Source organism: Pseudoalteromonas sp. SWXJZ10B (genome assembly GCF_015864475.1).
In the GTDB taxonomy this organism is placed as follows: domain Bacteria; phylum Pseudomonadota; class Gammaproteobacteria; order Enterobacterales; family Alteromonadaceae; genus Pseudoalteromonas; species Pseudoalteromonas arctica.
Genome location: NZ_JADYXD010000003.1, coordinates 44,025 through 70,583, shown reverse-complemented (window position 1 = coordinate 70,583; position 26,559 = coordinate 44,025). Strand labels below are relative to the sequence as shown.

23 protein-coding genes and 1 other RNA gene are annotated in these 26,559 nt (G+C 40.3%); 7 read left to right on the top strand and 17 right to left on the bottom strand.

Going from position 1 to position 26,559, the window contains the following annotated elements; genetic code table 11:
* Nucleotide 1: 1 nt before the first annotated feature.
* From I6F54_RS03875 to mraZ, 12 genes are read right to left on the bottom strand one after another with little or no spacing between them, the layout of a single operon-like run.
* Nucleotides 2-922, bottom strand: a complete 921-nt coding sequence (locus I6F54_RS03875; RefSeq protein ID WP_024592944.1) for a D-alanine--D-alanine ligase — start codon at nucleotides 920-922, stop codon at nucleotides 2-4.
* Nucleotides 919-2,370: a UDP-N-acetylmuramate--L-alanine ligase gene (murC, locus tag I6F54_RS03870; RefSeq protein ID WP_002957994.1), complete on the bottom strand. Its 1,452-nt coding sequence runs from the start codon at nucleotides 2,368-2,370 to the stop codon at nucleotides 919-921. The genes I6F54_RS03875 and murC overlap by 4 nt, the downstream gene beginning before the upstream one ends.
* On the bottom strand, nucleotides 2,371-3,447 hold the full coding sequence (gene murG / locus I6F54_RS03865; RefSeq protein WP_197139796.1) for an undecaprenyldiphospho-muramoylpentapeptide beta-N-acetylglucosaminyltransferase: 1,077 nt from the start codon (nucleotides 3,445-3,447) through the stop codon (nucleotides 2,371-2,373).
* On the bottom strand, nucleotides 3,444-4,619 hold the full coding sequence (ftsW, locus tag I6F54_RS03860) for a cell division protein FtsW (protein WP_007582927.1): 1,176 nt from the start codon (nucleotides 4,617-4,619) through the stop codon (nucleotides 3,444-3,446). Before ftsW ends, murG begins: the two co-directional genes overlap by 4 nt.
* Entirely contained in the window at nucleotides 4,616-5,950 is a 1,335-nt protein-coding gene (gene murD, locus I6F54_RS03855) for a UDP-N-acetylmuramoyl-L-alanine--D-glutamate ligase (protein WP_197139794.1), read from the bottom strand. Before murD ends, ftsW begins: the two co-directional genes overlap by 4 nt.
* A complete protein-coding gene (gene mraY, locus I6F54_RS03850; RefSeq protein WP_007582922.1) occupies nucleotides 5,951-7,033 on the bottom strand; it encodes a phospho-N-acetylmuramoyl-pentapeptide-transferase in 1,083 nt (360 codons plus the stop codon). It abuts the gene before it with no gap.
* Nucleotides 7,033-8,415: a UDP-N-acetylmuramoyl-tripeptide--D-alanyl-D-alanine ligase gene (locus I6F54_RS03845; protein WP_197139792.1), complete on the bottom strand. Its 1,383-nt coding sequence runs from the start codon at nucleotides 8,413-8,415 to the stop codon at nucleotides 7,033-7,035. The genes mraY and I6F54_RS03845 overlap by 1 nt, the downstream gene beginning before the upstream one ends.
* Nucleotides 8,412-9,890: a UDP-N-acetylmuramoyl-L-alanyl-D-glutamate--2,6-diaminopimelate ligase gene (gene murE / locus I6F54_RS03840; RefSeq protein WP_197139790.1), complete on the bottom strand. Its 1,479-nt coding sequence runs from the start codon at nucleotides 9,888-9,890 to the stop codon at nucleotides 8,412-8,414. Before murE ends, I6F54_RS03845 begins: the two co-directional genes overlap by 4 nt.
* A complete protein-coding gene (locus tag I6F54_RS03835; protein ID WP_166419355.1) occupies nucleotides 9,883-11,700 on the bottom strand; it encodes a penicillin-binding transpeptidase domain-containing protein in 1,818 nt (605 codons plus the stop codon). The genes murE and I6F54_RS03835 overlap by 8 nt, the downstream gene beginning before the upstream one ends.
* Nucleotides 11,697-12,023 carry a cell division protein FtsL gene (gene ftsL / locus I6F54_RS03830; protein ID WP_007582915.1) on the bottom strand — a complete coding sequence of 109 codons (327 nt, stop codon included), beginning with the start codon at nucleotides 12,021-12,023 and terminating at the stop codon, nucleotides 11,697-11,699. Before ftsL ends, I6F54_RS03835 begins: the two co-directional genes overlap by 4 nt.
* Entirely contained in the window at nucleotides 12,020-12,958 is a 939-nt protein-coding gene (gene rsmH, locus I6F54_RS03825) for a 16S rRNA (cytosine(1402)-N(4))-methyltransferase RsmH (protein WP_008167099.1), read from the bottom strand. Before rsmH ends, ftsL begins: the two co-directional genes overlap by 4 nt.
* Nucleotides 12,959-12,986: 28 nt before the next feature.
* A complete protein-coding gene (gene mraZ, locus I6F54_RS03820) occupies nucleotides 12,987-13,445 on the bottom strand; it encodes a division/cell wall cluster transcriptional repressor MraZ (RefSeq protein ID WP_007582904.1) in 459 nt (152 codons plus the stop codon).
* Nucleotides 13,446-13,941: 496 nt separating this feature from the next.
* On the opposite strand from mraZ, the gene I6F54_RS03815 reads away from it, so the two are divergent.
* Genes I6F54_RS03815 through I6F54_RS03805 form a run of 3 tightly spaced genes read left to right on the top strand, consistent with a single transcriptional unit; the run spans nucleotide 13,942 to nucleotide 14,986 of the window.
* Nucleotides 13,942-14,280, top strand: a complete 339-nt coding sequence (locus I6F54_RS03815) for a hypothetical protein (protein ID WP_010554292.1) — start codon at nucleotides 13,942-13,944, stop codon at nucleotides 14,278-14,280.
* A gap of 6 nt (nucleotides 14,281-14,286) precedes the next feature.
* Nucleotides 14,287-14,733, top strand: coding sequence for a hypothetical protein (locus I6F54_RS03810; RefSeq protein ID WP_024590208.1), 447 nt, complete (start codon nucleotides 14,287-14,289; stop codon nucleotides 14,731-14,733).
* A gap of 10 nt (nucleotides 14,734-14,743) precedes the next feature.
* A complete protein-coding gene (locus I6F54_RS03805) occupies nucleotides 14,744-14,986 on the top strand; it encodes a hypothetical protein (protein ID WP_007582895.1) in 243 nt (80 codons plus the stop codon).
* A 3-nt stretch (nucleotides 14,987-14,989) separates the two neighbouring features.
* Here the strand turns inward: I6F54_RS03805 and I6F54_RS03800 are convergent, their stop codons facing one another.
* Nucleotides 14,990-15,964, bottom strand: coding sequence for a glutathione S-transferase family protein (locus I6F54_RS03800; protein ID WP_197139788.1), 975 nt, complete (start codon nucleotides 15,962-15,964; stop codon nucleotides 14,990-14,992).
* A 21-nt stretch (nucleotides 15,965-15,985) separates the two neighbouring features.
* Complete coding sequence (locus tag I6F54_RS03795; protein ID WP_165727684.1) at nucleotides 15,986-16,828, bottom strand: pirin family protein; 843 nt, start codon at nucleotides 16,826-16,828, stop codon at nucleotides 15,986-15,988.
* Nucleotides 16,829-17,029: 201 nt separating this feature from the next.
* Here I6F54_RS03795 and I6F54_RS03790 point away from each other — a divergent pair, with 201 nt between their 5' ends.
* Both I6F54_RS03790 and I6F54_RS03785 read left to right on the top strand, forming a co-directional pair.
* Nucleotides 17,030-20,134, top strand: a complete 3,105-nt coding sequence (locus tag I6F54_RS03790) for a bifunctional diguanylate cyclase/phosphodiesterase (protein ID WP_165740980.1) — start codon at nucleotides 17,030-17,032, stop codon at nucleotides 20,132-20,134.
* An 89-nt stretch (nucleotides 20,135-20,223) separates the two neighbouring features.
* The gene (locus I6F54_RS03785) at nucleotides 20,224-21,111 is read left to right on the top strand and encodes a LysR family transcriptional regulator (RefSeq protein WP_165740979.1); all 888 of its coding nucleotides are present in this window, start codon (nucleotides 20,224-20,226) and stop codon (nucleotides 21,109-21,111) included.
* Nucleotides 21,112-21,114: 3 nt separating this feature from the next.
* Here the strand turns inward: I6F54_RS03785 and I6F54_RS03780 are convergent, their stop codons facing one another.
* Nucleotides 21,115-22,068 (bottom strand): YihY/virulence factor BrkB family protein, encoded by a 954-nt coding sequence (locus tag I6F54_RS03780; protein ID WP_007582878.1) that lies wholly within the window; start codon nucleotides 22,066-22,068, stop codon nucleotides 21,115-21,117.
* A gap of 117 nt (nucleotides 22,069-22,185) precedes the next feature.
* Between I6F54_RS03780 and I6F54_RS03775 the strand changes: the two genes are divergently transcribed.
* Nucleotides 22,186-23,265 (top strand): mechanosensitive ion channel family protein, encoded by a 1,080-nt coding sequence (locus I6F54_RS03775; protein WP_165740978.1) that lies wholly within the window; start codon nucleotides 22,186-22,188, stop codon nucleotides 23,263-23,265.
* 75 nt (nucleotides 23,266-23,340) lie between these two features.
* Here I6F54_RS03775 and rnpB read toward each other — a convergent pair.
* Nucleotides 23,341-23,705: RNase P RNA component class A (gene rnpB, locus I6F54_RS03770), an RNA gene on the bottom strand.
* 42 nt (nucleotides 23,706-23,747) lie between these two features.
* The gene (rsmI, locus tag I6F54_RS03765) at nucleotides 23,748-24,605 is read right to left on the bottom strand and encodes a 16S rRNA (cytidine(1402)-2'-O)-methyltransferase (protein ID WP_010554279.1); all 858 of its coding nucleotides are present in this window, start codon (nucleotides 24,603-24,605) and stop codon (nucleotides 23,748-23,750) included.
* Between the two features lie 61 nt (nucleotides 24,606-24,666).
* On the opposite strand from rsmI, the gene I6F54_RS03760 reads away from it, so the two are divergent.
* Entirely contained in the window at nucleotides 24,667-26,544 is a 1,878-nt protein-coding gene (locus tag I6F54_RS03760; protein ID WP_165741503.1) for a penicillin-binding protein activator, read from the top strand.
* Nucleotides 26,545-26,559: the final 15 nt, after the last annotated feature.

The following is a 26,559-nucleotide window of genomic DNA, read 5'->3' as shown; positions in this document are numbered from 1 at the left end:
ATTAAAGCGTTTGCTCTAAAATGCGAACAACTAATTGTTCAAAAGTTGCCCCATTCGCTTTTGCTGCCATTGGCACTAACGACTTTTCAGTCATGCCAGGTACTGTATTTACTTCAAGCAGGTAAAAGTTACCTTGCTCGTCTTGCATCGCATCAACACGGCCCCAACCACTTGCGCCCACTAAATCAAATGCATCTAGCGATATAGCTTGTAAGTACTTAGTATCTTGCTCTGATAAATCTGCAGGGCAATGATACTGCGTTGTATTTGATTGATACTTAGCTTGGTAATCGTAAAAACCATTTGGTGTCGTCATCTCGATGACTGGTTGTACTTCATCGCCAAGCACTGTAACTGTGAATTCACGTCCCGTGATCCACTGCTCTACAAGCACTTGATTATCAAACTTAAATGCATTAGCTAGTGCGTCTTCAAGTTCTTGTGCTGTACTTGCTTGCGCCATACCTATGCTTGAGCCTTCGTGCGATGGCTTAACCATTACCTTTTTAAACTCACCCATAATAGCTGCAGCATCAAAGCCTTTTTTAGCGTCAACTACGGTATAAGGTGCAGTGCTTAAACCCGCTGATTTAAATAAGTGCTTACAACGTACTTTATCCATAGCAAGTGCTGAACCCAGTACATTACTGCCCGTGTAAGGCAGGTTCATAAACTCAAGCGCACCTTGTACAGTTCCGTCTTCGCCACCACGACCATGCAAAGCAATAAAAACGCGCTCTACATTTAATTCTTTTAACTCCCACAAAGAACGACTTTGCGGGTCAAATGCAATTGCATCAATGCCACTATTTTGCAGCGCATTTAAAACAGCCTGACCCGATCGTAAAGACACTTCACGTTCTGCTGAGTTACCACCTAGCAGTACCGCTACTTTACCAAATTGTGTGTTTACCTGAGTCATACTTCACCTTGCTTAAGTTTTTCTATCGACATACCCGTCGCAGCTAATGTTTTAACTAACTGACCTATATTACCAGCGCCTTGGGTTAATACTAAATCATTATTTTGTAAATTTGCGGCCAAAACGCCTGCAAGCTCTGCATTTGTTGCTACATGCAGCGGCTCTTTGCCACGTTGACGAAGGCTACGGCATAAGCTTTTGCTGTCTGCGCCAACAATAGGATCTTCACCAGCGCTATACACATCAAGCAGTAGCAACTGATCTACATCAGCAAGTACTTTTACAAAATCTTCGTATAAGTCGCGTGTACGGGAAAATCTATGAGGTTGATATACCATTACTAAACGCTTATCAGGCCAACCTTCACGTACTGCTGCAATTGTTGCTGCAACTTCTGAAGGATGATGCCCGTAATCATCAACTAACATCACATTGCCACGCTCGTTTTCAAATTCACCATAGTGCTGAAAACGACGACCAATACCTTCAAACTTCTGCAGCGCTTCTAAAATTGCATGATTCGCAATATTTTGATCTTTTGCCACAGCAATCGCAGCGGTTGCATTAAGTGCGTTGTGTCTACCTGGCATATTCAACGTGGCAGTTAAACACTCACCTTGTTTGTTAGTTACTGTAAATGTGCACGTGTTAGCTGATTGGCTAAAGTCGCTCATGCGGTAATCAGCATCCTTCGATTCGCCATACGTGATAACTGGGCGACCAAAACGCGGGATAAGTTCAGCAGCAACTTCAGAATCAATACATACAACAGCTAAACCATAAAACGGCAAGTTATGAATGAAATCTACATATGTGTCTTTCATCTTTTCAAGACTGCCGCCATAAGTATCCATGTGATCTTCTTCAATATTTGTGATCACCGAGACCATTGGCTGTAAGTGTAAAAACGACGCGTCGCTTTCATCAGCTTCGGCAATTAAAAAATCACTTTTACCTACTTTTGCGTTACTACCTGCGCTATTTAGCAAGCCACCAATAATAAAGGTTGGATCAAGCCCTGCTTGTCCATAAATACTCGCAATTAAGCTTGTTGTCGTTGTTTTACCATGCGTACCCGCAATGGCTATACCGTGGCGAAAACGCATTAACTCAGCCAACATTTCTGCGCGGCGAACAACAGGAACTCTTGCGGCTTTGGCTGCAATAATTTCAGGATTTGTTTCATCAATCGCACTTGAAACAACGACTACATTGGCATCTTTCACGTTATTTTCATGATGGCCTATAAATACTTCTGCACCGGCTTTAATTAAACGATCTGTCATAGCGCTATGGGCAATGTCAGAACCTGTAATACGGTAGCCTTCAAAAGCGAGTACTTCAGCAATACCGCCCATACCTGCTCCACCAATACCAATAAAGTGAATGGTTTCTATTCGGCGCATTGCAGGGCGTGTGTGTTTTTCTTGTACTGACGTTTCTTTCACTTATTTTCTCTTATTTGTTACTTGCTCACAGTGCGTTGCTACGCTTGCTGTGGCATCTAAAATGGCTTGTTTTTTTGCATTTGTAGCCATTTCAGTAATTAATGAAGGTTGGGCTAAATACGGGCTTAATAGTTCAACAATTGATTGTTTATTAAACTGCCCTTGTGGCATTAATAATGCGCCATTAGCCATCACTAAATATTGTGCGTTCGCTGTTTGATGGTCGTCCACAGCATGTGGAAACGGAACAAAAACGGCCATTTTACCTGCCGCTGCAATTTCGCTAACAGTTAACGCACCAGCACGGCAAACAACAATGTCGGCCCAGCTATACGCTGCGTCCATATCATCAATAAATTCAGCTATTTTTGCATTACTGCCTGTAAAAGCATGCATTTTATAAGCGGCTTCTACAGTAGTTAAATGACCCTTACCTGTTTGATGCCATACACTTATTGGAGCTGTATTATTTAGTGCTTTAAATGCTTCTGGTAATGTTTGATTAAGCACTTGTGCACCAAGCGAGCCGCCCACTACTAAAATATTAATAGGGCTTGATACATCGCGTTTGGCTATATTCATAACGCTTTGGCGAACTGGGTTACCTACTAGCTCGGCTTGACCCTGTGCAAAAGCACTTGGAAATGCAGCTAATACTCGTGTAGCCACCTTAGCTAGCAGTTTATTGCTCATACCCGCTACAGCGTTTTGCTCGTGAATAACCAGCGGGATACCTAAACTTTTTGCGGCAATTCCCGTTGGCCCCGTAACATAACCGCCCATTGCAAGTACTACATCAGGACGCTGTTCTTTCAATACCTTACGCGCCTGCAATACTGCATTAATTACCATGAATGGGGCTTTAATAAGACGCTTTAATCCGTTACCACGAACACCTTTAACGTTAATAAAATCAATATCTATATTGTGCTTAGGTACAACGCTCGCTTCCATTCGATCTGGTGTGCCGATCCAGCTAACTTGCCAGCCCTGCTGTTTTAAATAATCGGCTACTGCAATACCGGGAAAAATGTGTCCGCCAGTTCCACCAGCCACTACTACTAATTTTTTACTCATCGCTTACCTCCGCGTGAGGTGGCTTGTTTGGTTGCCATTTTGGTTTCAAAATCTACGCGTAATAAAATACCCGTGGCAATCGTCATAATTAATAAGCTTGAGCCGCCATAAGAAATAAACGGCAGGGTTAAACCCTTCGTCGGTAAAATACCCGCACTCGCACCTACATTCACCATGGTTTGAAATGCAAACCAAATACCAATGGCAAATGAAAAGTAGCCTTCGTATTCCTTGCCGCACTTAAGCGCTTGTTGGCCTATTAATAAGGCTCTAAATACTAAAGTAGCTAATACCGTTAAAATACTTACAACGCCTATTAAGCCAAGTTCTTCACCTATAACGGCAAAAATAAAATCGTTATGTGCTTCAGGTAAATATTGTAGCTTTTGTACACTGTTACCTAAGCCTTGGCCAAACCAACCACCCTGGCTATATGCCATTAGCGATTGCACCAACTGATAACCCTTGCCAAAAGGATCATCCCAAGGGTCTAAAAAGCCAACAACACGTGCCATACGATATGGTTCAACAATAATAAGTAATACAACCAGACCAACGCCCGTTAAAATAAGTACAAAAAACTGCCATAACTTAGCACCAGCTAAAAACAATAAACCAACCGTTGTTACAAACATAACAACCACTGTGCCTAAATCTGGCTGCAGCAGAATAAGCAGTGCATACACTGCAAATACAGCAATTGGCTTTGCAAAGCCTTTAATATTTTCTTGTACTTCTTCGCGTTTTCTTACCAAATAACCCGCAATATAACTAAAAAAGTACAACTTAGCGGCCTCAGCCACCTGAAAACCAACAGGTCCAATAGGTATCCATCGTTTAGCGCCGTTTACTTCACGCCCAATAATCAATACCGCTATTAATAGCACCATACCTAGTATTAATAGATAAGGGTTTGATCGTTTCCACCACTCCATTGGCACACAAACACTTATCCAAAAAAGCACAAAAGCCATTGCCAAAAACATGCTGTGGCGAATGGTAATATGGTACGGGTCATCAAATAACCGCTCTGCGGTAGGCATTGATGCGCTGGTCACCATGATAAAACCAACACCAATGAGCATTATTACGCAGTACAATAGCGGTACATCGTATAACTGCGCCGAAGGCTTAGGTGTTAATGCGTCTCTTATATCGGCAAAAGCAATCATAACGCCCCTGCCATTACACACTGAACAAAGTCATCACCGCGTTGCATATAGTTGTTATACATATCAATACTGGCACATGCGGGTGCTAATAAAACAATATTGCCTGTACTACTAAGTACTTTGGCCAAAGTAACGGCTTCTTCCATATTGTTAGTTAAATAACTCTTATTGGTAATCGCAGCTAAGTCACTTGCATCTTTACCAAAACAAATTAATGCTTTTACATGCTGTTCTATGTAAGGTTTAAGCGCATTTAAATCAGCGCCTTTGGCATCGCCACCAGCAATAACAATCAGATTTTCACCGCCACTAGCTAAACTATCTATTGCAGCAATGGTCGCTCCAACATTAGTTGCCTTTGAATCGTTAAAATACTTTACACCGTTAAGCTCAGCTACAAATTGGCAGCGATGAGCCAACCCATTAAATTGACCTAATGCATTTTTATATTGCTCTTTGCTTACTTCAAACGGACTTAAGAGCGCCATTACTGCAAGCGTATTTAAATAATTGTGCTTACCCACTACCGCAAGCGTATCAACAGCTAAAAAGGCATCGCCTTTAACCATAAAGTGAGTTTCGCCATTATGTTGCGCTAAATGGTAATCACCTTGTTGAGCACCAAAGCTGATTAGGGGGGTAGAACCGCGCTCAACTGGATGTGTTTGACTATCGTCTGCGTTGACAATAATAAGCTCTGCACCGTCATAAATACTTAGCTTTGAGTCTATATAAGCTTGGTAACTGTCGTAGCGATCAAGGTGATCTTCAGACACATTTAATACCGTTGCACTCACAGGTTTTAAACTTGTTGTGGTATCTAGCTGAAAACTAGATAACTCAAGTACATACACGTCAAAATCATCACTGAGCAAATCAAGCACCGCTGTGCCAATATTTCCACCCAAAGCAACTTTATAGCCGGCTTGTTTTAATACTTCATAAGCGAGCGTAACCACGGTTGATTTACCATTAGAGCCCGTTACTGCAACAACCGGTTTTGAATTAATACGTGAAAATAACTCAACGTCGCCAATCACTTCAACACCTGCGTTAATTGCATTTGCAACAGCTTTTATTTTTAAGCTAAGCCCAGGGCTTATAATAATCATATCGCTTGAACAAAGCTCTGCGTCATCCAAATTACCAAAGTGGGTATCTAGAGTTGGCGCGTGCTCTTTTAACCAATCAATCCCCGGCGGGGTTACTCGGCTATCAATGACCTTTGGTGTGAGGCCATGAGATAATAGAAAACGCACAATGCCCAGACCGGTTACACCGAGTCCGAGCACTGTTATTTGTTTGTTTTTTATCTCGTTTAAATACTGCATTTATCGAATCTTTAAAGTAGCTAAGCCAGCAAGCACTAGCACAACAGAAATAATCCAAAAGCGCACAATAACGCGAGGCTCTGGCCAACCTTTTAATTCATAATGATGATGAATCGGCGCCATTCTAAAAATGCGTTGTCCGCGTAATTTATACGACCCCACTTGTAATATTACCGATAGTGCTTCCATTACAAATACACCGCCCATAATAATAAGCAGTAACTCTTGGCGTACTAAAACAGCAATAATACCTAATGCGCCACCAAGTGCTAATGAGCCAACATCGCCCATAAATACTTGTGCTGGGTAAGTGTTAAACCATAAAAAGCCAAGCCCTGCGCCCACAATGGCAGTACATACAACCACAAGCTCACTCGCCAGCGGTAAATGTGGAATATGTAAGTAAGCCGAAAAGTTAATATTACCTGTTAAGTAAGCAATAATTGCCAGTGCTGAAGCCACTAAAATAATTGGCACAATCGCCAAGCCATCTAAACCATCGGTCAGGTTTACCGCGTTTGATGTACCTACTATGGCAAAATACGTAAGCACGATATAAAACAAACCTAATTGCGGTAACACGTCTTTAAAAAATGGAACAACAAGTGATGTTTCAGATGCTTGTGCACTGGTAAAATACAAAGCAGTAGCTACAACTAATGCAATGACTGACTGCCAAAAGTACTTCCACTTAGCAATTAAGCCTTTTGGATCTTTACGAATAACTTTACGGTAATCATCAACAAAGCCAACAATACCTAAAGAGCCAATTACAAACAGTGTTGCCCATACGTATTTATTTGATAAATCGGCCCAAAGTAGCGTGCTGGTAAAAATGGCCGCTAAAATAAGTAAGCCGCCCATAGTCGGCGTACCCGACTTAGACAAATGCGATTGCGGACCATCGTCTCGAACTGTTTGGCCTATTTGCATACGTTGCAAACCACGAATTAACTTAGGTCCTAAATAAAGAGACATAATTAGCGCAGTTAAAATACCTAAAATGGCACGTAGCGTTAAATACGAAAAAACATGAAAACCACTAAAATACTGTGTTAAATACTCTGCCAGCCAAACTAACATTATGATACTCCATTGATGGCTTGTTGCTGGCCATTAACTAAATCGGTTACTAATAATTCCATGCGAGAACTGCGCGATCCTTTCACTACTATTGTTGTTTTAGTATTCACTTTATTAATACTTTCTTGAATTTTTTGCTGCATCTGTTCGCGGCTCGAAAAGTGGCGATTAGGTAGTTCAAACACATCACTTGCGTATTTACTTAACACACCTAATGTAAATAACTCATCAATCCCTTGCTCAAGTGCATACTCGCCAACTTCTTGATGGTACGTACGTGCATCTTCACCTAGCTCACCCATGTCTCCGAGCGCTAAAATGCGGTGACCTTGCATATCACTTAACAAGTCAATCGCAGCCTTTACCGACTTAACATTGGCATTATAGGTATCATCAACCACGGTGAGTAAATCAGACACTTCAATTAAATTAACGCGCCCTTTTACATCACCCATTGTGGCAAGTGCATTGGCTATTTCTTCAAGAGTTACATCAAACTCGCTAGTTAATGCGGCTGCAATAAGCGCGTTCCCAATGTTATGTTTACCAGGCAATGCTAAAGTAACAGGTACTTGCTTGTTTTTAGTGCAAAGCGTAAAGCTTGCACGCGCATTGGCATCAAGCGTGATGTTCTCTGCCCAAATATCTAGTTTTTCAGTTGTAGAAAAACGTTTAACACTTCGCCCTTCAAGCTTATCTAACCAATATTGGCTAAATTCACTATCACAGTTAACAATCGCAACGCCGTTATCTTTAAGGCCATCAAAAATCTCACCTTTAGCTTTTGCGACGCCCATTAAACTACCAAAACCTTCTAAGTGGGCTGCTGCAACATTACATACAACGGCTACATCTGGTTTTGTCATTGCAGTGGTGTAGGCAATTTCACCTAAGTGATTTGCACCCAGTTCAATAACCGCAAAACGATGTTGAGGCTCTAAGCGCAATAACGTAAGTGGGACGCCAATATCATTATTAAAATTACCTTTAGTAGCTAATACATCACCGTGGACCGACAAAATAGCGGCGCACATTTCTTTTACCGTGGTTTTACCCACACTGCCTGTAATAGCAATTGTTTTAGGCGCCACTTGCGCAATAACAGCAGTACCAATTACACCTAGTGCAATACGTGTATCGCTTACTATAAATTGTGGAATATCTACATCAACTTTGTGCTGAACAATAACGCCAATAGCACCTTTTTGTTTAGCCTCAGTTATAAATTTATGCCCATCAAAATTTGGCCCTTTCAGTGCTAAAAACACTTCGCCATCGCACACTGTACGAGTATCAGTATTTATATTAAGCACGTGTTGATTATCACCTTGATAATCGGTTGTTAGCACATTAGCTAACCAATCAAGATCCATTGGGATCATTGTGTTATCCCTCTTACTGCTTTTTTTAGTTGTTCTTGTACATATCGGCGATCGCAAAAGTCGATTCGCTTATCGCCTATAATTTGATAATCTTCATGGCCTTTACCTGCAATCAAAATAACCTCATCAGCTGTAGCGTTTTCTATAGCAAAACGAATTGCAGTTGCTCTATCAGCCTCTAAATGTGCATTTTGAGGATGGGTTAAACCGCCAGCTACATCTGCAATAATGTCATCAGGATTTTCTGAGCGAGGATTGTCACTGGTAATAATCACTTTATTCGCATTTTGCTCTGCAGCTTGCGCCATTAATACGCGCTTTCCTTTGTCTCTGTCACCACCGCAACCAAATACACAACTTACACCACCTGGCACATGCAGCTGCAATGCTTGTAATGCAAGTGCAAGTGCATCGGGTGTATGCGCGTAATCAACAACACACGTTGGCATACCTGCTTGGCTAAATGCTTGCATTCGCCCTGCTACTGGCTGTAACTGCGCACAACCTGCAACTAATTGCTCAAGCGGATAACCAAGCCCTAGTAATGTAGCGAGCGCTGCCGTTAAGTTATATAAGTTGAATTCGCCAAACAGAGGCGATTTAACTGATAAATCCCCCCAACTAGTCGACAACTGCGCCGAAATACCTTCACTTGAATACTCAACATTAGAAAAGTAAACATATTGACTGTTTTTAGGAGCTAAGTTTTTACGCCCATAACAAATTAGGTTATTAAAATCATACTTTTCAAGCCATTGCTCAGCTTGAAAATCATCTTGATTAAGCACTACAACTTGCGGTTCAAAATCACGGAAAAGCATTAGTTTCGCATCACCGTAACTTGCCATATCACCATGGTAATCTAAGTGATCGCGCGAAAGATTAGTAAACACAGCAGCTTTAAATGCGCATTTAGCAACACGTTGCTGCACTAACCCATGAGATGATACTTCCATGGCTACTAGCTTTTTATGCTGCGAATTTAAATCACTCAAAATATGCTGTAAATCAACCGCAGAAGGCGTGGTGTTAATCAGTGGAATTAAATTATCAGGGTGGCCGTAACCTAAAGTCCCTATAATAGCCGAATCAGTACTGCAAAATTGCGCCAAGTGGGCAATCATTGCTGTGGTTGTCGATTTACCGTTTGTACCTGTCACGCCAATTAAATCAAGAGCCTGACTTGGCTGGCTATAAAAGCGACTTGCTAATTCTGGAAGCTTTTTATCAAGCTCCGAAACTAAATATAGTGGCTCAAAACTTGTTTCAAATTCACATAATCTGTCAGCAATAATAGCTGTTGCGCCATTTTCAATTGCTTTATTAATAAATTGTCCGCCATCAAGTGCATGGCCTTTAATAGCAACAAATACATCACCTGGCGTTACTTCACGACTATCAAGGCGTAAATGTTTTACCAGCTGCGAGGGCGCATCTATTTCGATGTATTTTAAAATGTCCTTTAAATCACGCATCGTTGTCCTTACCTTTTACGTACGCAACCTCTTCCTTGTCAGGCGCTACGTTTAATATTCTTAATGCGTTAGAGATGATTTCTGCAAATGCAGGGCCAGCGGTGGCACCTCCATAGTACACATCACCACCTGGTTCATTAATCATAACTACCACGGCTAAACGAGGATTACTTGCCGGCGCTACACCTGCAAAATAACCTACATATTCATCACCATAACCACCTGCTACGGCTTTTTTAGATGTACCTGTTTTACCAGCTGCACGATACCCATCAACTTTTATGTTGCGAGCAGTACCGTCTTTTTCAAATACACTTTCCATCATGTGGACTACGGCTTCTACGTCTTTTTGTTTAAAAATACGTTCGCCTTCAGGTATATTGTCTTGCTTTAAAATAGTCAGTGGTCGGTTAACTCCACCAGCGCCTAACATGGTATAAAAGCGCGCCATTTGCGCAGTACTTACCGAAATCGCATAACCAAATGATAAAGTGGCAATTTCAAAGTCAGACCAACGACGATTTGGATAAAACAAACCGCTGCTTTCACCTACCATTCCAGTACCAGTATCACTGCCAAATCCTACTTTTTGGTATAAGCCAACAAGGTAATCTTTAGGCACTAACTGAGTAACCTTCGCAACTCCCATGTTTGAGGAGTACTTTAGTATTTCGCGCAGTGTTAGTTCGCCGTGATTACGAGTATCTCTAACTAAACTACCACCTAAACGCATCCAACCTGGGTAGGTATCAATCGTGTCATCTGCCTGAATGGCGCCGTAGTCTAGCCCAGCCAAAATGGCTAGAGGCTTAACAGTTGAGCCTGGTTCAAACAAATCTGTAATTGCGCGGTTACGACGCTTATGAGGTGCAGCATCGCTTAAGTTATTTGGATTAAATGAAGGGCTATTTACCATTGCCAGTACTTCACCGGTTTTAACATCAACTACCATAGCTGAGCCCGATGTGGCTTTATAAGTCAGTACAGCTGATTTTACGGCCTTGTACGCAATGGCTTGAATTCGTTGATCAATGCTTAGCTCTATACTTTCTGGCTCTACACGTTCACGTTCGTCAAGTACTTCTACCTCACGCCCTTGTGCGTCTTTACGAATGGTACGGCGGCCTTCCTCGCCCGTTAAAGCGTTTTCGTATAGCTTTTCAATGCCTTCAATGCCTTTGCCATCGATATTGGTAAAACCAATAACATGCGCGGTAACTTCACCTGCAGGGTAGTAGCGTTTAGATTCATCTAGTAAATGGATACCAGGGAGGCGTAAATCACCAATATAATTTGCTACAGCAGGAGTAACTTGGCGTTTTAAATACACAAAGCGACGCGAAGGATCGTTTAAAAGTCGAGAGTTAATCTTTTTAGGATCAATACGCAGCACATCGGCAAGCTCGCGCCAGCGTAAATCGTTTTTATAATAAAGAGCAGTACGCTTATCAAGTTCAGCAGTGTTTTCAGTTAAAGATAAGTGATCTTCGCCGCTTTTACGTGCTTGTTTGATTACTTTAGTGACAAGCGACTTATGCAATGCTTTAGGGTCTGCATATACGCTCACAACCGGCACACTTACCGCTAGTTCTTTACCATTACGGTCAAAAATCATTCCGCGTTGCACATGCAGTTTTTCAACACGCACCGTGCGTTTATCACTTTCTGAACGTGCTTTATCAGGTTCTATCACTTGTAAATAAGCAGCGCGAGATACGAGTGTTACAAACACCATAAACACAACTGTACACACCAGCATAAAGCGCCATGTGATTAAATTAGTGACTGGTTTTTTGCCTCTATTTCTCATTGTACTATTATTACCTGCTCATCTTGACTCGTAGGTCGTTTCATTTTTAATTGTGATATAGCAACTTCTTCAATGCGTGCATGTTGCGAATAAAATTCTTCTTCAACAAGTAAGTAGCGCCACTCTAAATCGAGTTCATCACGTTCTTGTAATAATTGATCTTGCTTTATAAGTTGCCCACGAGCTAAATGTGTTGTTTGCACAACAGCTAAACTAGAAGCGAATATCACAACCAACAAGGCCGAGGTTAGCTTGTTAGCACCTAGGCCTTTTAATATTTCAAAGAATAAATTGGGTTGACGATAGCTCGCTTTTTTACTCATCCCAACCTCTGTGCAATCCTAAGTACAGAACTACGAGAACGTGGATTACGTTCTACTTCAACAGTACTTGGCTTAATAGCCTTACCCACTGCTTTTAACGTCAGGTTTTTATTTATTTGTGCATCAGTTAAAGGCAGACCTCTGGGTAACACTTCTCCCCTACTCTGTTTTCTAATAAACTGTTTTACAATACGATCCTCTAGTGAGTGAAACGAAATCACCACTAAACGTCCGCCTGGCTTTAGCACTTTAACTGCAGACTGTAGCGCTGTTTGAATCTCTTCAAGCTCGCTATTAATGTAAATACGAATCGCCTGAAAAGTACGTGTTGCAGGGTGCTTAAACTTATCTTTTACAGGTACTGCTTCATCAACAAGGTCAGCAAGTTGCTTGGTTGTTGTGATTGGCGTGTGCTCACGAACTTCGAGTACTTTGTGTGCAATGCGTTTACCAAACTTTTCTTCGCCCAGTTTTTTAATTACGTGGGTAATATCATCTAACTCGGCTTCTGCTAACCACTGTGCAGCACTGCGACCTGTTGTTGGGTCCATACGCATATCAAGTGGCCCATCTTTCATAAAACTAAAACCACGCGCAGCGTCATCCAGTTGTGGCGACGAGACACCAATGTCTAATAAAATGCCATCCACTTTACCAATTAGATCGTTCTGCTCTGCTACTTCGTATAAATTTGAAAAACGAGTATGTGCAATCGCAAAACGTGGATCATCAGCAAATTTTTCGGCTGATTGTATCGCTTGTGGATCTTGGTCAATTGCTTGCAGGCGACCTTCATCACCTAGGCGTGCTAAAATTTGTCCAGAGTGGCCGCCACGTCCAAACGTACCATCCATGTATATACCGTCTGGCTTAATTGCGAGGGCATCGATGGTTTCGTCCATTAATACGGATACGTGTTCAAATTGCGCTGTCATTAGCTATTATTTGCCTTTTTTTGTGCTGTTAGAGTGTAAAATTATCTAAATCTTGGTTAGGTTCAAAATCACCAAGCCTTTCAAGCTCAGTATCTTGCTGCATTTGCTCGTGCCAACGCGCCTCATCCCAAATTTCAAATTTATTCATCAAACCAACTAGCATGATTTTTTTGCCAAGTGATGCATGAGCCCTCAGTGACGGCGCAAGCAAAATTCGACCATTTTTATCAAGTTGATATTCAGTAGCATTCCCGAGCAACATACGCTGCATTCGACGGGCTCGTGGGTTCATATTGGAGATTTTAGCTAAACGGCTTTCTATTTCTAGCCACTCAGCCAGCGGATACAACCATAAACACGGCTCATTTAATGCGACGGTACAAATAACCGTTCCCTGATCTTCAGACAATAGAGATTCTCGGTACTTAGTCGGTACCGCAAAACGCCCCTTATCATCCAAACTCAGTGAACTCGCGCCACGAAACATAAAAAACCTACTTTAAAATTGTTTTATTCAACTTTTGTTTATTTTTATCCAGTGTGATCCACTAAAAACCACTTTTTACCACAGTGCTCCAGTTTAGGGCTTGACAAGCCATTTTGTCAAGTAAGCTGACCAGCTTTAGTAAGTCCCAAAGCTAGAAAAAATAAGGGCTCAAGCGAAGCGTTTGAATTACGTGGGAAAAAGTGGGATTGTGATGAAAAAAATATCTATTCTGTTTTTTATAACTTTCTGTTTACACGCTTTGCTTACTGAATAACCAATGAATATTTACAACTTTTTAAGCATTTTTACTCCCTTTGTAAAATTTACCTAACCGTGTAGTAATAGTTACTGTTTACTTTAAATTACCAAATATGAAAAGTTACATACAAACAATAAAAGACAATAAAATCAACAACTTAAAATAAATAACAGTTTTGGTTTAATCATTGCATCATCTAAATCACTATTTAAATTTTTAACTTATTAAGGATTGATTATGGCTACTGCAACAAATACGAAACCAAACACAACTTCAGATGTTAAGCCTGACGTTAAACTAACAAATACTGAATCACCTCTTACAGAGAAAGCAACATCAGCAGCGCACGATGCGGTAGATGCACTTTCTAGCAAAGCAGCAACAGCTGAAAGCAGTGTTCGTAAAGGCGCTTCGAGTTCAGCAGAAGCACTAAGCGAAAAACAACTTATTGCACGCGAAAAGTTAAGTGAATGTACAGCTAAAACCCGTGCATTTGCTTCTGAAAATCCATTAGCAACCGCGGGTATTGCTTTTGCTGCGGGTATGCTGATTACATCACTATTTCGTCGTAAGTAATCAGTGATGAATAACCCACAAACAAGCGCAGCCAAGGATGGTGAAGCGCAAAACCAAACAACTGAGCAGCAGAGCCAAAAGGACGATTGGCAAGATCATATTGCAAAGCTTTTAGAGTACTCTAAGCAGCTCAAGGATGATTACCAAACTCAAGGAAAGATCACCCATCAGCTTGCTAAAGCTGAATGGCGGTTATCGCTTAGATCGCTTGCATTGATCACTATATTTTTAGGCTGTTTTGCCAGTGGTTTGGTTTTGTTGTGGGCAGGATTTCTAGGTGCTGTTGGATACGGTGTATATGATCTTTTTGGGTCAGTATGGCTAAGTATTGCAACAGCTACTTTGCTGCAAGTTGCTTGTTTAGCATGGCTTTGGAAAAATACGGTTTACCTAAGCAATAAAATTGGCTTTAGTAAAACACTTAAAAGCTTAAAACAACTGTTTAACTTATAAGGAAATTAATATGTTGGTTAACTACTTAATTAAAGCACCTAATGAAAACGTTGATGCTCTGAGTAAGCAAATGGATACGCGCAGTGAGTTAAAACGCCAACATCATGCAGCGTTTCAATATAGACTAAAGCGTTTTGCCGCAACTAAAGTGGGACTAACAAGTGCCTTTTTAGCCGGCGCAGCTGTACAAGCAGGGAAAGGCGAAACCAGCTTGGTAAGAAAATACGGCTGGCTTGTTAGGCTGTTTGCTTAAACGCTAAACATTTCTACCGTGATCAGATAAGTAATCAATACTTGGACCACTTGGCACAACTTGTGTTGGGTTGATCATTGTGTGACTAAAGTAGTAATGACGCTTAATATGATAAAAATCAACTGTCTGTGCTACTCCCTTAACCTGGTATAGCTCTCTGAGGTATCCGCTCAGTGCAGGATAGCTTTCAATTGTGCGTAAATTACATTTAAAGTGACCAACGTACACACTATCAAACCGAATGAGAGTGGTGAATAATCGCCAATCTGCCTCTGTGAGTTCATTTGTGGCTAAATAACGCTGCTTTCTCAGTATCCCCTCTACTGTATCGAGTGCTTTAAATACATCATTAAATGCCTCTTCATACGCATCCTGAGTTGTTGCGAACCCTGTACGATAAACACCATTATTTATACTTGGATAAATCAACGCGTTTAATTCATCAATTTTTGGTTGCAGCGCCTCAGGGTAGTAGTCATCGTTATTACCTGTTAACTCATTAAACGCACTATTGAACATACGTATAATATCGGCAGACTCATTACTGACAATTTTATTGAGCTTTTTATCCCACAATACGGGAACGGTTACTCGCCCGGAGTACTTTGGATTATTTTTTGTATAAACTTGATGTAAGTAGTTACTATTAAATAAAGCATCACCAGTACTGTGGTTTTGCGTATCAAAAGCCCAACCACTATTAAGCATATCAGGACTAACAACCGACACCGTAATTAAACCTTGTAACCCTTTTAATGCTCTAAATATAAGCGTTCGATGCGCCCAAGGACACGCAAGTGACACATATAAATGATACCTGTTCGCTTGAGCTTTAAAACCGGCCTCGCCCGTTATTCCAGCGCTACCATCAACAGTTATCCAGTGACGTAACTGCGCCGCCTCGCGCTCAAACTTACCATTACTTGAATCAGTGTCGTACCATTTATCTTGCCATTGACCGTTAACTAATAATCCCATAAAACTCTCCTAAAAATACCGTTAAATTTTGCCAAACTCGCCGTTTTGATAATCACGCACTGCTTGCTGTACTTCAGCTTGAGTCGTCATTACAAACGGCCCCATATGAGCAATCGGCTGATTAAGTGGATCGCCAGCTAAAACCAAAACACCAGCGCCGTGCTCAGAGCTAATATTAATGTCACTCCCTGGTTCCAAAATAAGTAACTTACCCGCTGGTATTGTTTGATTGTCGCTCATTATTAGTGAGCCGCTATGAATATAAAGCATTACTTTTTGTTGGCTAATAGGTTCTAAATTCATGCTTTTACCAGCAGGTAATGTAATATCAGCAAGCGCCGCATTGGCAGCTAAACTCTGCAGAGCGCTTGTAAGCGTTTCACTTTCAAACTGCCACGATCCCGCCAGTGCTTTTAACGTCACACCTTGTGTGTTAGTAAAACTCGGAGCTGGATTCTTTGTAGTATCTTGATAACGTGAATCACGCATTTTTTCTGCACTTGGCATGTTTATCCAAATTTGAAAGCCATGCAAACCGTCAACAGCATCAGCGAGTGGCATTTCACTGTGCATGACGCCGCGCCCTGTACTCATCCATTGCACATCACCTGCTTTAATTGCTTCTCTGTTACCCATTTGGTCACGATGTTCAAAGCCACCTTTTAGAATATAAGTAAACGTTTCAATACCTCGGTGCGGATGCTCAGGAAAGCCTCCCATATAATCTTTTTTGTCGTCTGACTTAAGTTCATCAATCATTAAAAAGGGATCTAAATATTTACCATCAAACCCAGGTATACGGCTAATACTCACACCATCGCCATCTTGAGTTGCATAAGCTGTAAGTATTTTTGATATTTTCATTTATTAATTCACTCTAAAGAATAAGTTTATGGGGTTATTAAATCATCCATTAAACAAAACAACTATGTCTTTAAATCGACCTTAACATTCCAAAAAATAGAACTATAATGATTCATTGGTTACATTTTCAACCTTATAATTACTATGGTTATTTGGAGTGAATTTGGCTACAATTGTTATTGCAAAATACAAAACTAAGGAATGGTTATTTTTACTTATTCTCTCAAACATCAGCTTTATCGTTTACTTATATTGCTAAGTATTCCGGGCACCGCTGTAATTATTTTTACACTGCTGCTTGAACGCGATCACTCTATTGAGCAAAGTGAAAAAAAAGTAGAAAATATTGCTAAGCAATTAATTTTACAGCAAAAGTACTTAGTCGATGATATTGACCGTTTAGCGCGTTATTTGGCTAAAGAGGAAAGTAAGAAAGAAAATTTAGCAACGACCTGCCCTAATTATTTTAATCAATTTAGATCTATTTACGCACATGTTGCCAATATCGGGATTATAGATCCAAATGGCATTGTTATATGTACAACAAGCGGGTTAGCCAAAACAATTAATATTGCCGATCGGGCGTATTTCCAAAACGCCTTAAAAAGTAACCAATTGTCGGTAGGTTATTTTCAGCACGACCGAAGTCTGCAAAAAAACACCCTTAATTTTGCGTTACCTATTATTAATAAAAAAAATGTAATTCAGGGCGTTGTAGTTATCGTTGTTGCGCTTGACTGGTGGAACAATGCTTTTAATGACATTGAACTTCCGCCAGGCTCTATTGCTGCAATTGCTGATTCTAACGGAAAAATTTTAGCGCGTTATCCACCTACAGCGGCCACGCTTGGCGATAATATTGCACAGACTTTATTAGCAACTGATTCTTCGATTAATAATGAGGCATCAACAAAAATAAAATCTATTGAAGGTGAAGCCCGAATGCTTCACCACTCTGTTATTTACAGCGATCCGAGTAATAACAGCTTAAATATACATATCGCACTTCCTGTTACGCATGCTTTAAAGCAAATAAATAATAATTTTTTTATAGCGATTGGTGTGTTTATTTTATCGCTGCTGATACTGTGTTTAATTGCACGTAAACTACTTAAAACCAGCATTATTGACCCAATTAATAATCTAACAAATGCAACAAACGTATTGGCTAAGGGCGAGATGCCCTCACAAAAAATACAACCCAATAATCCAGAGCTAAATACTCTCTATCAGCGTTTTAAATCAATGGCGCAAACTCGGTTAACAGCTGAAGCTAATTTAAAAAACAAGCATGATGAGCTTACTAGCTTGCTTAATACTCTGCCCGATAGTTACGTTAGAATTAACATCCATGGCGATATTCTCAACATAACAGGACAGTTTAAGCCTCAAGTAAATCCTAACAGCACTGTAGTACCTCATTTATCATCAATACTTTCACACAGCAATGTTCAGCTTTTGTTATCGCAGTTATCTAAACTTGATGTTTCGAGTAATTTAGAATTCACACTCGAAAAATCAGATCCTAAACGCAGCTTTGAAGCACGTATTAGCGCAATGCAAAGTAAAAATGAATACGTTGTTGTACTACGAGATATAACACAACGAAAAGTAAATGAAGAAGCACTCCACCTTGCCTCACTAGTGTATAACAACAGTAGTGAAGGCATGGCAATCACCGATCCAACGGGTATCATATTTGATGTAAATCCTGCATTTTGCAAAACGACTTTATATAGTAAAGAAGAAGTAATTGGCCGGTCCTCTTCAATTCTTTCATCAGGAAAACATGATAAGAATTTTTACAATAAAATGTGGTCTGAATTACAGCAAACAGGCCGCTGGCAAGGCGAGGTTATTAACCGTAAAAAAAACGGGCAGCTTTATTCTGAGTGGCTCACAATCGATACTATTTATGATACAAACAACGCACCTATTCGTCGTATCGCGATATTCACAGACCTCACAGAAAAAAAACAAGCTGATGAAACCATTTGGCGACAAGCTCATTTTGATCACCTAACTGACTTACCAAATCGTTTAGAATTAAAGGAGCGATTAAATCAACGATTTTCAAATGTTGTTACTCCAGATAATCAATTGGTTGTCATGCTTTTAGATATTGATCACTTTAAAGATATTAATGACACATTAGGCCATCACTATGGCGATAACTTATTAAAACTCGTATCTCAGCGTATAGTCCAGTCGGCAAAAAATGCTGAGTTTGTGGCACGAATTGGGGGAGATGAGTTTGTTATTGTATTTAGTCACATTAAAAGTACGCGCCATATTAATCAAATTGCGAGTAATATTTTACTTAGTCTATCGTCAGCTTTGCATCTTGAAAACGAAGAGTTATTTATTAGTGCAAGCATAGGCATTGCTTGCGCTCCTAATGATGGTGAAAATACTGAACAGCTTTTAAAGGCAGCCGATCAGGCTATGTATAAAGCAAAAAGTAATGGTCGTAACTGTTTTGAGTTTTTCTCTGCTGACATGCGCGAATATGCACACGCGCGCATGGTGCTATTAAAAGACTTACGAAGTGCCATAGAACTTGAACAGTTTGAGTTATTTTATCAGCCCATAGTTGCTTTAAATGATTTACATATTCATAAAGCTGAAGCGCTTATTCGTTGGCAACATCCCGAAAAAGGCCTAATTAGCCCTATCGCATTTATCCCACTTGCTGAAGAAACCAGGCAAATAAATGCAATTGGTCAATTTGTATTTGCCCAAGCTTTGCAAACACTTAACGATATAAAAACACTAACCGATGATACTTTTCAAATAAGTGTAAACGTATCGCCAGTGCAATTATCCACGCCAGAGAGTGGCATAGATGAATGGTACGATATGCTAAAAGCAGCAAAGCTGCCTGCTTCGTCAATTGTCGCAGAAATAACTGAAGGCTTAATGGTTAACCCTGAAGCACTTACGCAAAGACGCCTAAAAGAAATAGTAAAATCAGGTATGCAGCTTGCTCTTGATGATTTTGGTACCGGGTATTCGTCGCTCGCTTACTTACAAGAAATGGACACCGACTATTTAAAAATAGATAAACGTTTTGTTGATAATATTCAAGTAGGCAGCCAAGAACTTGCATTGTGTGAAGCCATCATTGTTATGGCGCATCAGTTGGGCTTAAAAGTAATCGCCGAAGGAATTGAAACTAAATTACAAATGCAGCTACTACTTGAAGCAGGATGCGATTACGGTCAAGGTTATTTATTTTCAAGACCTTTAAATAAAAGCAGTTTTATGGCACTTCTAGCTGATAAAAAAGTAGCTTTATTAAAATAAATAGACAAAAAATCACTGTTACGCAATAAATAATGCGTCTGCGCGGTCAAGTTAAGCAATCAGATATAAAGTAGTAACAGGATTTAAAAATGGCAAAAGCAACATTAGAGCAATGGCGAATGTTTAAAGCGGTAGTGGATCATGGCGGGTTTGCAGGCGCAAGCGCAGCTGTACATAAAAGTCAGTCAACCGTACACCATGCTGTGCAAAAACTTGAAGCCGCCTTGCAAATTAAGTTGCTTGAAGTAAAAGGCCGTAAAGCATTTTTAACCGATAGCGGTAAGCTGATTTTACGCAGAGCCGAGTTTTTAATTGAGGAAGCGACTAAAATAGAATCGGTAGCAAGTACACTAAGCGAAGGCGTGGAAAGCACATTAAAAATAGCTGTTGATGAGGTTTTTCCACACGCTATTTTATATCAAGCACTTGCTAAAACGAGTGAGCTTTACCCTCTTTTAAAAATTGATTTAGTAGAAAGCGTGCTAACAGGTGCAAACGAATTATTACATAACTCAGTGGTTGATTTAGCTATTTCATCAATTCCTATCTATGGAATTAGTTGCAGTACGTTATGCGATATAGAGTTTATAGCGGTTGCGCATAAAGACCATGTATTACAACAACATACTGAACAACTCAACTTTCGTGATTTAAAGCTACATAGACAAATAGTAGTTCGCGATTCAGCAACCCACACCAGTCACAATGAAGGCTGGTTAGGTGCAGATATGCGCTGGACAGTAAGCCACTTACGTAACTCTATTGATATGGTTAGCCAAAATTTAGGTTACGCTTGGCTGCCAAAAACACAAATTGCACATTTAATTGAAGATAAAACCCTCATTGCACTTAATTTAGACCAAGGTACAACCCGCACTCTTAATTTATATTTAATGTGCAACGACAACGACAGGCTTGGTCCTGCAGCACAAGAGTTTAAAGAGCAAATTACTGCACTTACTAATTTAGCTAATTAATAGCTATTCATTTTTTACATCGAGGTGATCTGCTACATAGGCGCCTCGCTGCCCACGCTCTTTAGCCGGCCCTACAGTGCTATCTTTACCTGTTTGCTGCTCAGTAGCTGCATTAATAACAGCACCTAATGTGATTATATAAGCGCTGATATACAACCACATCAGCATAATCACTACACCACCTAGTGAGCCATACGTTTCGTTGTAACTAGAAAAACGCGACACATAAAATGAAAAACCTATAGATGCTAAAATCCACAGCACGGTAGCAATAGACGACCCCATTGTGATCCAACGCCATTTAGCAGGTTTACGATGTGGGGCATAACGATATAAAAGTACCAATGCAAAATTAAAGGTAAAAGCCAATAATGGCCAAGAAATGAGTTTAATTAATAAATCTATACTTTCTTTTAGTCCCACTAAATTAAGTACAATAGGTAAAATACCAATAATTAATAGCGCAAAAATTGCGACTACAATCGCTCCTACCGAAAATAAAAAGCGCACTAGTTGAGCCTGAAAAAATGAGCGTTTTTCATATTCACGATAACTAATATTACATGCAGTAATAAGTGCTTGGCTGCCCTTTGAACTACTCCAAATAGTAAGTATGAGCGTACCAATTGCACTTAAGCTCAAGCTTGCACTTGATGTTTTAGCAAGGCTAGAAACCTGAGATAAAATCAGTTCACTGGTGCTTGGTGGAAGCAAAGTAACTATTTTACTTAAGTGCTCACTTATATCTGTTGGGGATGAAAAGTACGCATACACTGATACCATCGCCGCAATGGCTGGAAAAATAGCAAGTAACGCATAAAATGCCACACCGGCTGCCACTATAGATAAGTTATCTTCACTCATTTGCTTAAAAATACGTTTAACAATATCCCACCAACCTATAAAAGGGATATGTGCAGGCTGCTCTGCTTGCTGTCCTCGTTTAGCTTCTTTCATTCTAAACCTCAATATTTGTATTACGTTACTACAGCAAAATATTTGCCAAGTTATAAGCGTTTGGTACCAAACTTGCTAATATTTATCTATAAGTGACTCTAACACGGAAGATAAGCCATGCTCGGTACCCTAAAAAGCAGTGTAGCGCTAAATAATACAACACCAATAACTGACGTGATCAAAGTTGATACACTTTCGTGGAATTTCTTTTATGAGCAAGGCGTGCAATTACTTCACGTAACAGCGCAAATATTACCCACTATTTTACTCGGCATAATGCTTTTAGTACTCAGTTACTTAATTTCAGGACCACTTTCTAGATTACTAATCAAACCCATTGACTATATGACTGACAGCAAGCTTGTTCACCTAGTTATAAGGCGCAGCATAAGCACCCTAATAATTTTATTTGGGGTATATTTATTTTTACGTTTAGCAGGGCTTACTCAGTTTGCCGTTGCTATTATGAGTGGGACTGGGTTGATAGGTTTAATACTCGGCTTTGCTTTTAGAGACATAGCAGAGAACTTTATTGCCAGTTTATTACTGAGCGTACAAAGACCTTTTAAAATTGACGATGTAATTGAAGTGGATGGCCGATTAGGTATTGTTAAAAAAGTAACAGCAAGAGCAACCACACTTGTTGATTACGATGGCAATCATATTCAAATACCTAATGCGACTGTATATAAAAATACCATTAAAAACCTGACTGCCAATCCAAAAATGCGCGGCAAAGTAGAAATTGGTATTGGCTACGATAACGATATACGCAGCGCACAAACCCTCGCCCTAGATATTGCCAATCAACAAAATGCAGTACTTAGCGACCCACCCGCGCAGGTTTTAATAAAAAACTTAGGCTCATCTACTATTAACTTCGTTTTGTATTTTTGGGTTAATAGCGAGCAGCACAGCCCATTAAAAGTAGGCTCACAACTTATGCGCGAATTAGTAAATGAGTTCACTAAACAAAAAATCAGCATGCCTGATGACGCACGAGAGAGAATTATACTCACCGACACTAATGAAAATGCTTCTAGCTTAGAGGAAAAACAACCATCGCAAATACAAAGCGAAAAAAGTGAAACTGTTGAGCAAACTAAAACGCTTGATGATGTAAGTAGTGATACCGACGAAATACGTGAACAAGCAGAGCAATCTCGCGATCCAGAACAAGGGAAAAATATTATTTAATAACGCTTAAATTGTATTAACTAAAATTTAAACGCAAAAAAGCCCGCAGTGTTAACTGCGGGCTTTTTATTGAATGAGTGAGTCAGCCGTATAAGCCGGGTTTTGTCCTTTCCGAAGAAAGTGATAATCATTCGTCTAGGCCATAAATCGCTCTATGGCTCAAGCAACCTACCCGGTTCCAACGTGGGCCACGCCATAAGGAACCCTATTTGGTCTTGCTCCGAGTGGAGTTTACCTTGCAACCGACTATTACTAGCGGCCCGGTGCGCTCTTACCGCACCCTTTCACCCTTACCAATCCGAAGATTGGCGGTCTCCTCTCTGCTGCACTTGTCGTAGGCTCACGCCCCCCAGCCGTTAGCTGGCACTCTGCCCTATGGAGCCCGGACTTTCCTCCCCCTGATCATTTTCGTCACAGGCAGCGATCATCTTGGCTGACTCGGCGCGCAGTATACATGAGGCTAATACCAAGCGCAGTAAAATTTACTCTTTTTCTTCAATAATTGTTTTGTATAAAGCGTTTTTCTTCATTCCAAAGTATTCAGCAACAACGCCACAGGCTTTTTTCATTGGCATTTCGCTTTCAAGAAGTGCCAGCATTTTGCGCGCTTCAGGCGGAACATCATCTATTTGCTTTGGTTTGCCCGGAAGCATAAGCACTATTTCGCCGCGCTGCTTGGTAGGATCATCAGTTAAAAACTGTTTAAGCTCACTTACACTACCATTAAAAAATGTTTCAAAGGTTTTGGTTAGCTCTTTAGCAAACACAACTTGCTGCTCATCACCAAGGGCTAGTGCTAAATCATCAAGGCTTGCCATAATACGGTGCGTACTTTCGTACATTATGCTGGTAATACCTGAGTTAACAGCTTCGGTAAAAAAGTCTTGGCGAGCTTTACTTTTAGCTGGCGTAAAACCAATAAACTGAAAGCGGTCGGTTGGTAAACCTGAACAACATACGGCTGTAATTGCAGCACATGCACCTGGAACAGGTGTAACATGAGCGCCTTGTTCACGACATAGATTTACAACAGCGTAGCCTGGATCACTAATTAGCGGTGTACCAGCGTCGGATACTAAAGCAATATTTAAACCTTGATTAAGTTGATCAATAATTTGTTGTGCTTTTTGCTTTTCGTTGTGGTCGTGTAATGCAAACGTTTTTGCCTTAATACCAAAGTGGCTAAGTAGCTTGCCGGTATGGCGAGTGTCTTCAGCAGCAATTAAGTCAACTTGCGATAATGTCGCAATGGCACGGTGACTTAAGTCGTCATAATTGCCAATTGGGGTGGCAACAATGTAAAGAGTGCCAATTTTCTGTGAATTCTCCTCATTTAACATTGAGGTCTCCTGCGTCAGTCAGTAATATAAGCAAATCGCGTTAACGTATTGGGAAATCATTGTGCGACTTAAACTAGTTAGTCTATTAATTATATTGTCAGGGTTATCGGCGTGTAGCACAACCGAAAAACCAACTAAAAACAGCGATAACGTAAGTAACCGCACTAATGCACTGCAAAATCAGGCAACCAGTGCGCAATCTATCTATCAATTGGCGCAAAACCGCCAAGGTGCCGATAAAATACAGTTATTGTATAGCGCCCGTGATGCAGCAATTAGTGAGCAAAACTGGCCTTTATTAGAGATAATTGGGAATGAGCTTGAATTAACCGCAAGTGTTGATCAAATTCAGAACCGTCTTTATATTGCATTTGCACAAAAACAACAGAATAAAAATGATCAAGCTTTGGTTATTTTACAGTCGCTAGACGGACAACTGACTCAACCTGAGCATTTTGCTTGGCATCAGTTTTTAACGGCCAGTATTTACGCATCGCAAAATTTTCCGAAAAAAGCTGCACCCTACTTTTTTAGGGCCTCTGAAACAGCAACAAAAAATAATATAGAAATCCCTCAACTTAATCAAAATTTGTGGGATAACTTAAAGCAACTTTCTTCTTACGCGCTTGAACGCTTTAACCGTGGTTCGGTTATTCAGCAAGGGTGGGCTAACCTAGCGTTATATCATCAAGTATATGCAAGTAGTGGCGTAGAGTTAGATCAAGCGATCAACAATTGGCGCAGACGCTATATTGGGCATCCGGCTTTTACTGTATTACCTGAACAAGATGAAATGCTTACTGAACTTGCTCCTATCAATATAGAGCGCTTAGTTGTGTTATTTCCACAATCGGGCCCTAACGAACGTTTAGGTGATGCCCTTAAAGCTGGCGTATTAGCTGCACTTGATACGCAAAATATCAACGACACTATTTTTATTGATGAAAACTTAAGTACAGAAGAAATTGCAGCACAACTTGAAGAAATAAAGCCTGACTTTGTAATTGGCCCTCTACTTAAAGCAAATATAGATAAACTAGCTAATGCGCAAACGTTTATCGATACGCCAGTACTACATTTAAACACCTTTGATGGTGAACGCATTTCGCTTCAGCATTATTACTTTGCACTAAATCCTGAACACGAAGTAGAACAAGCCCTAGAGCACTTTTTAGCAATGGGTTACCAAAAGCCGATGCTACTTGCGCCTAATAACGCTAACGGGCAACGTCTTGTTGATTACTTTAACTTGCAGTGGCAACGCTATAGCGAAACTAAGCCACAAATAGGTTTTTATAACGATAAAAAAGATATGCCAAACACGATTACCAGCTTGCTGGAAGTAGATAAATCAAAAGATCGCATAAAAACGGTTAAGGCATTATTTAAACAAGAAGTAGAAAATGAAACGCGCTCACGCAGTGATATTGATGTTATTTATATTTTAGGTGATGCAATAGAAACACGCTTAATTAAACCTTACCTTGATGTAAACGTAAGTACTTTTGCAGATCGCATTCCACTTTACGCCAGCTCTAAAAGCCACAGTAAACAAATTGACAGTACTGACAAAGGCGACTTAGACGGCCTATACTTCACTGAATTGCCGTGGATGCTCGATTCGCAAATTAAACAACATAACTTACGCCAGCAGTATGATTCGTTATGGCCAGAGCAAGTAGATATTAGCCAACGCTTATTTGCAATGGCGTACGATGCTGTATCAATATTACATGACATCAGGCAGTTAAGCGTAATGCCAGGCAATCAATATAGTGGTTTAAGCGGTAAGTTATCTGTTAATACCAGCGGCCATATAGAACGCACGCTCGACTGGGCTCAATATACAAACCGTCGCATTAAGCCTGTGCAATTAGAAACACAACGCCCGGTACCATTGTTTATGCAATCAGCGGGTGACATACAAACTATCAATTAAATTTAATTAAGGGGG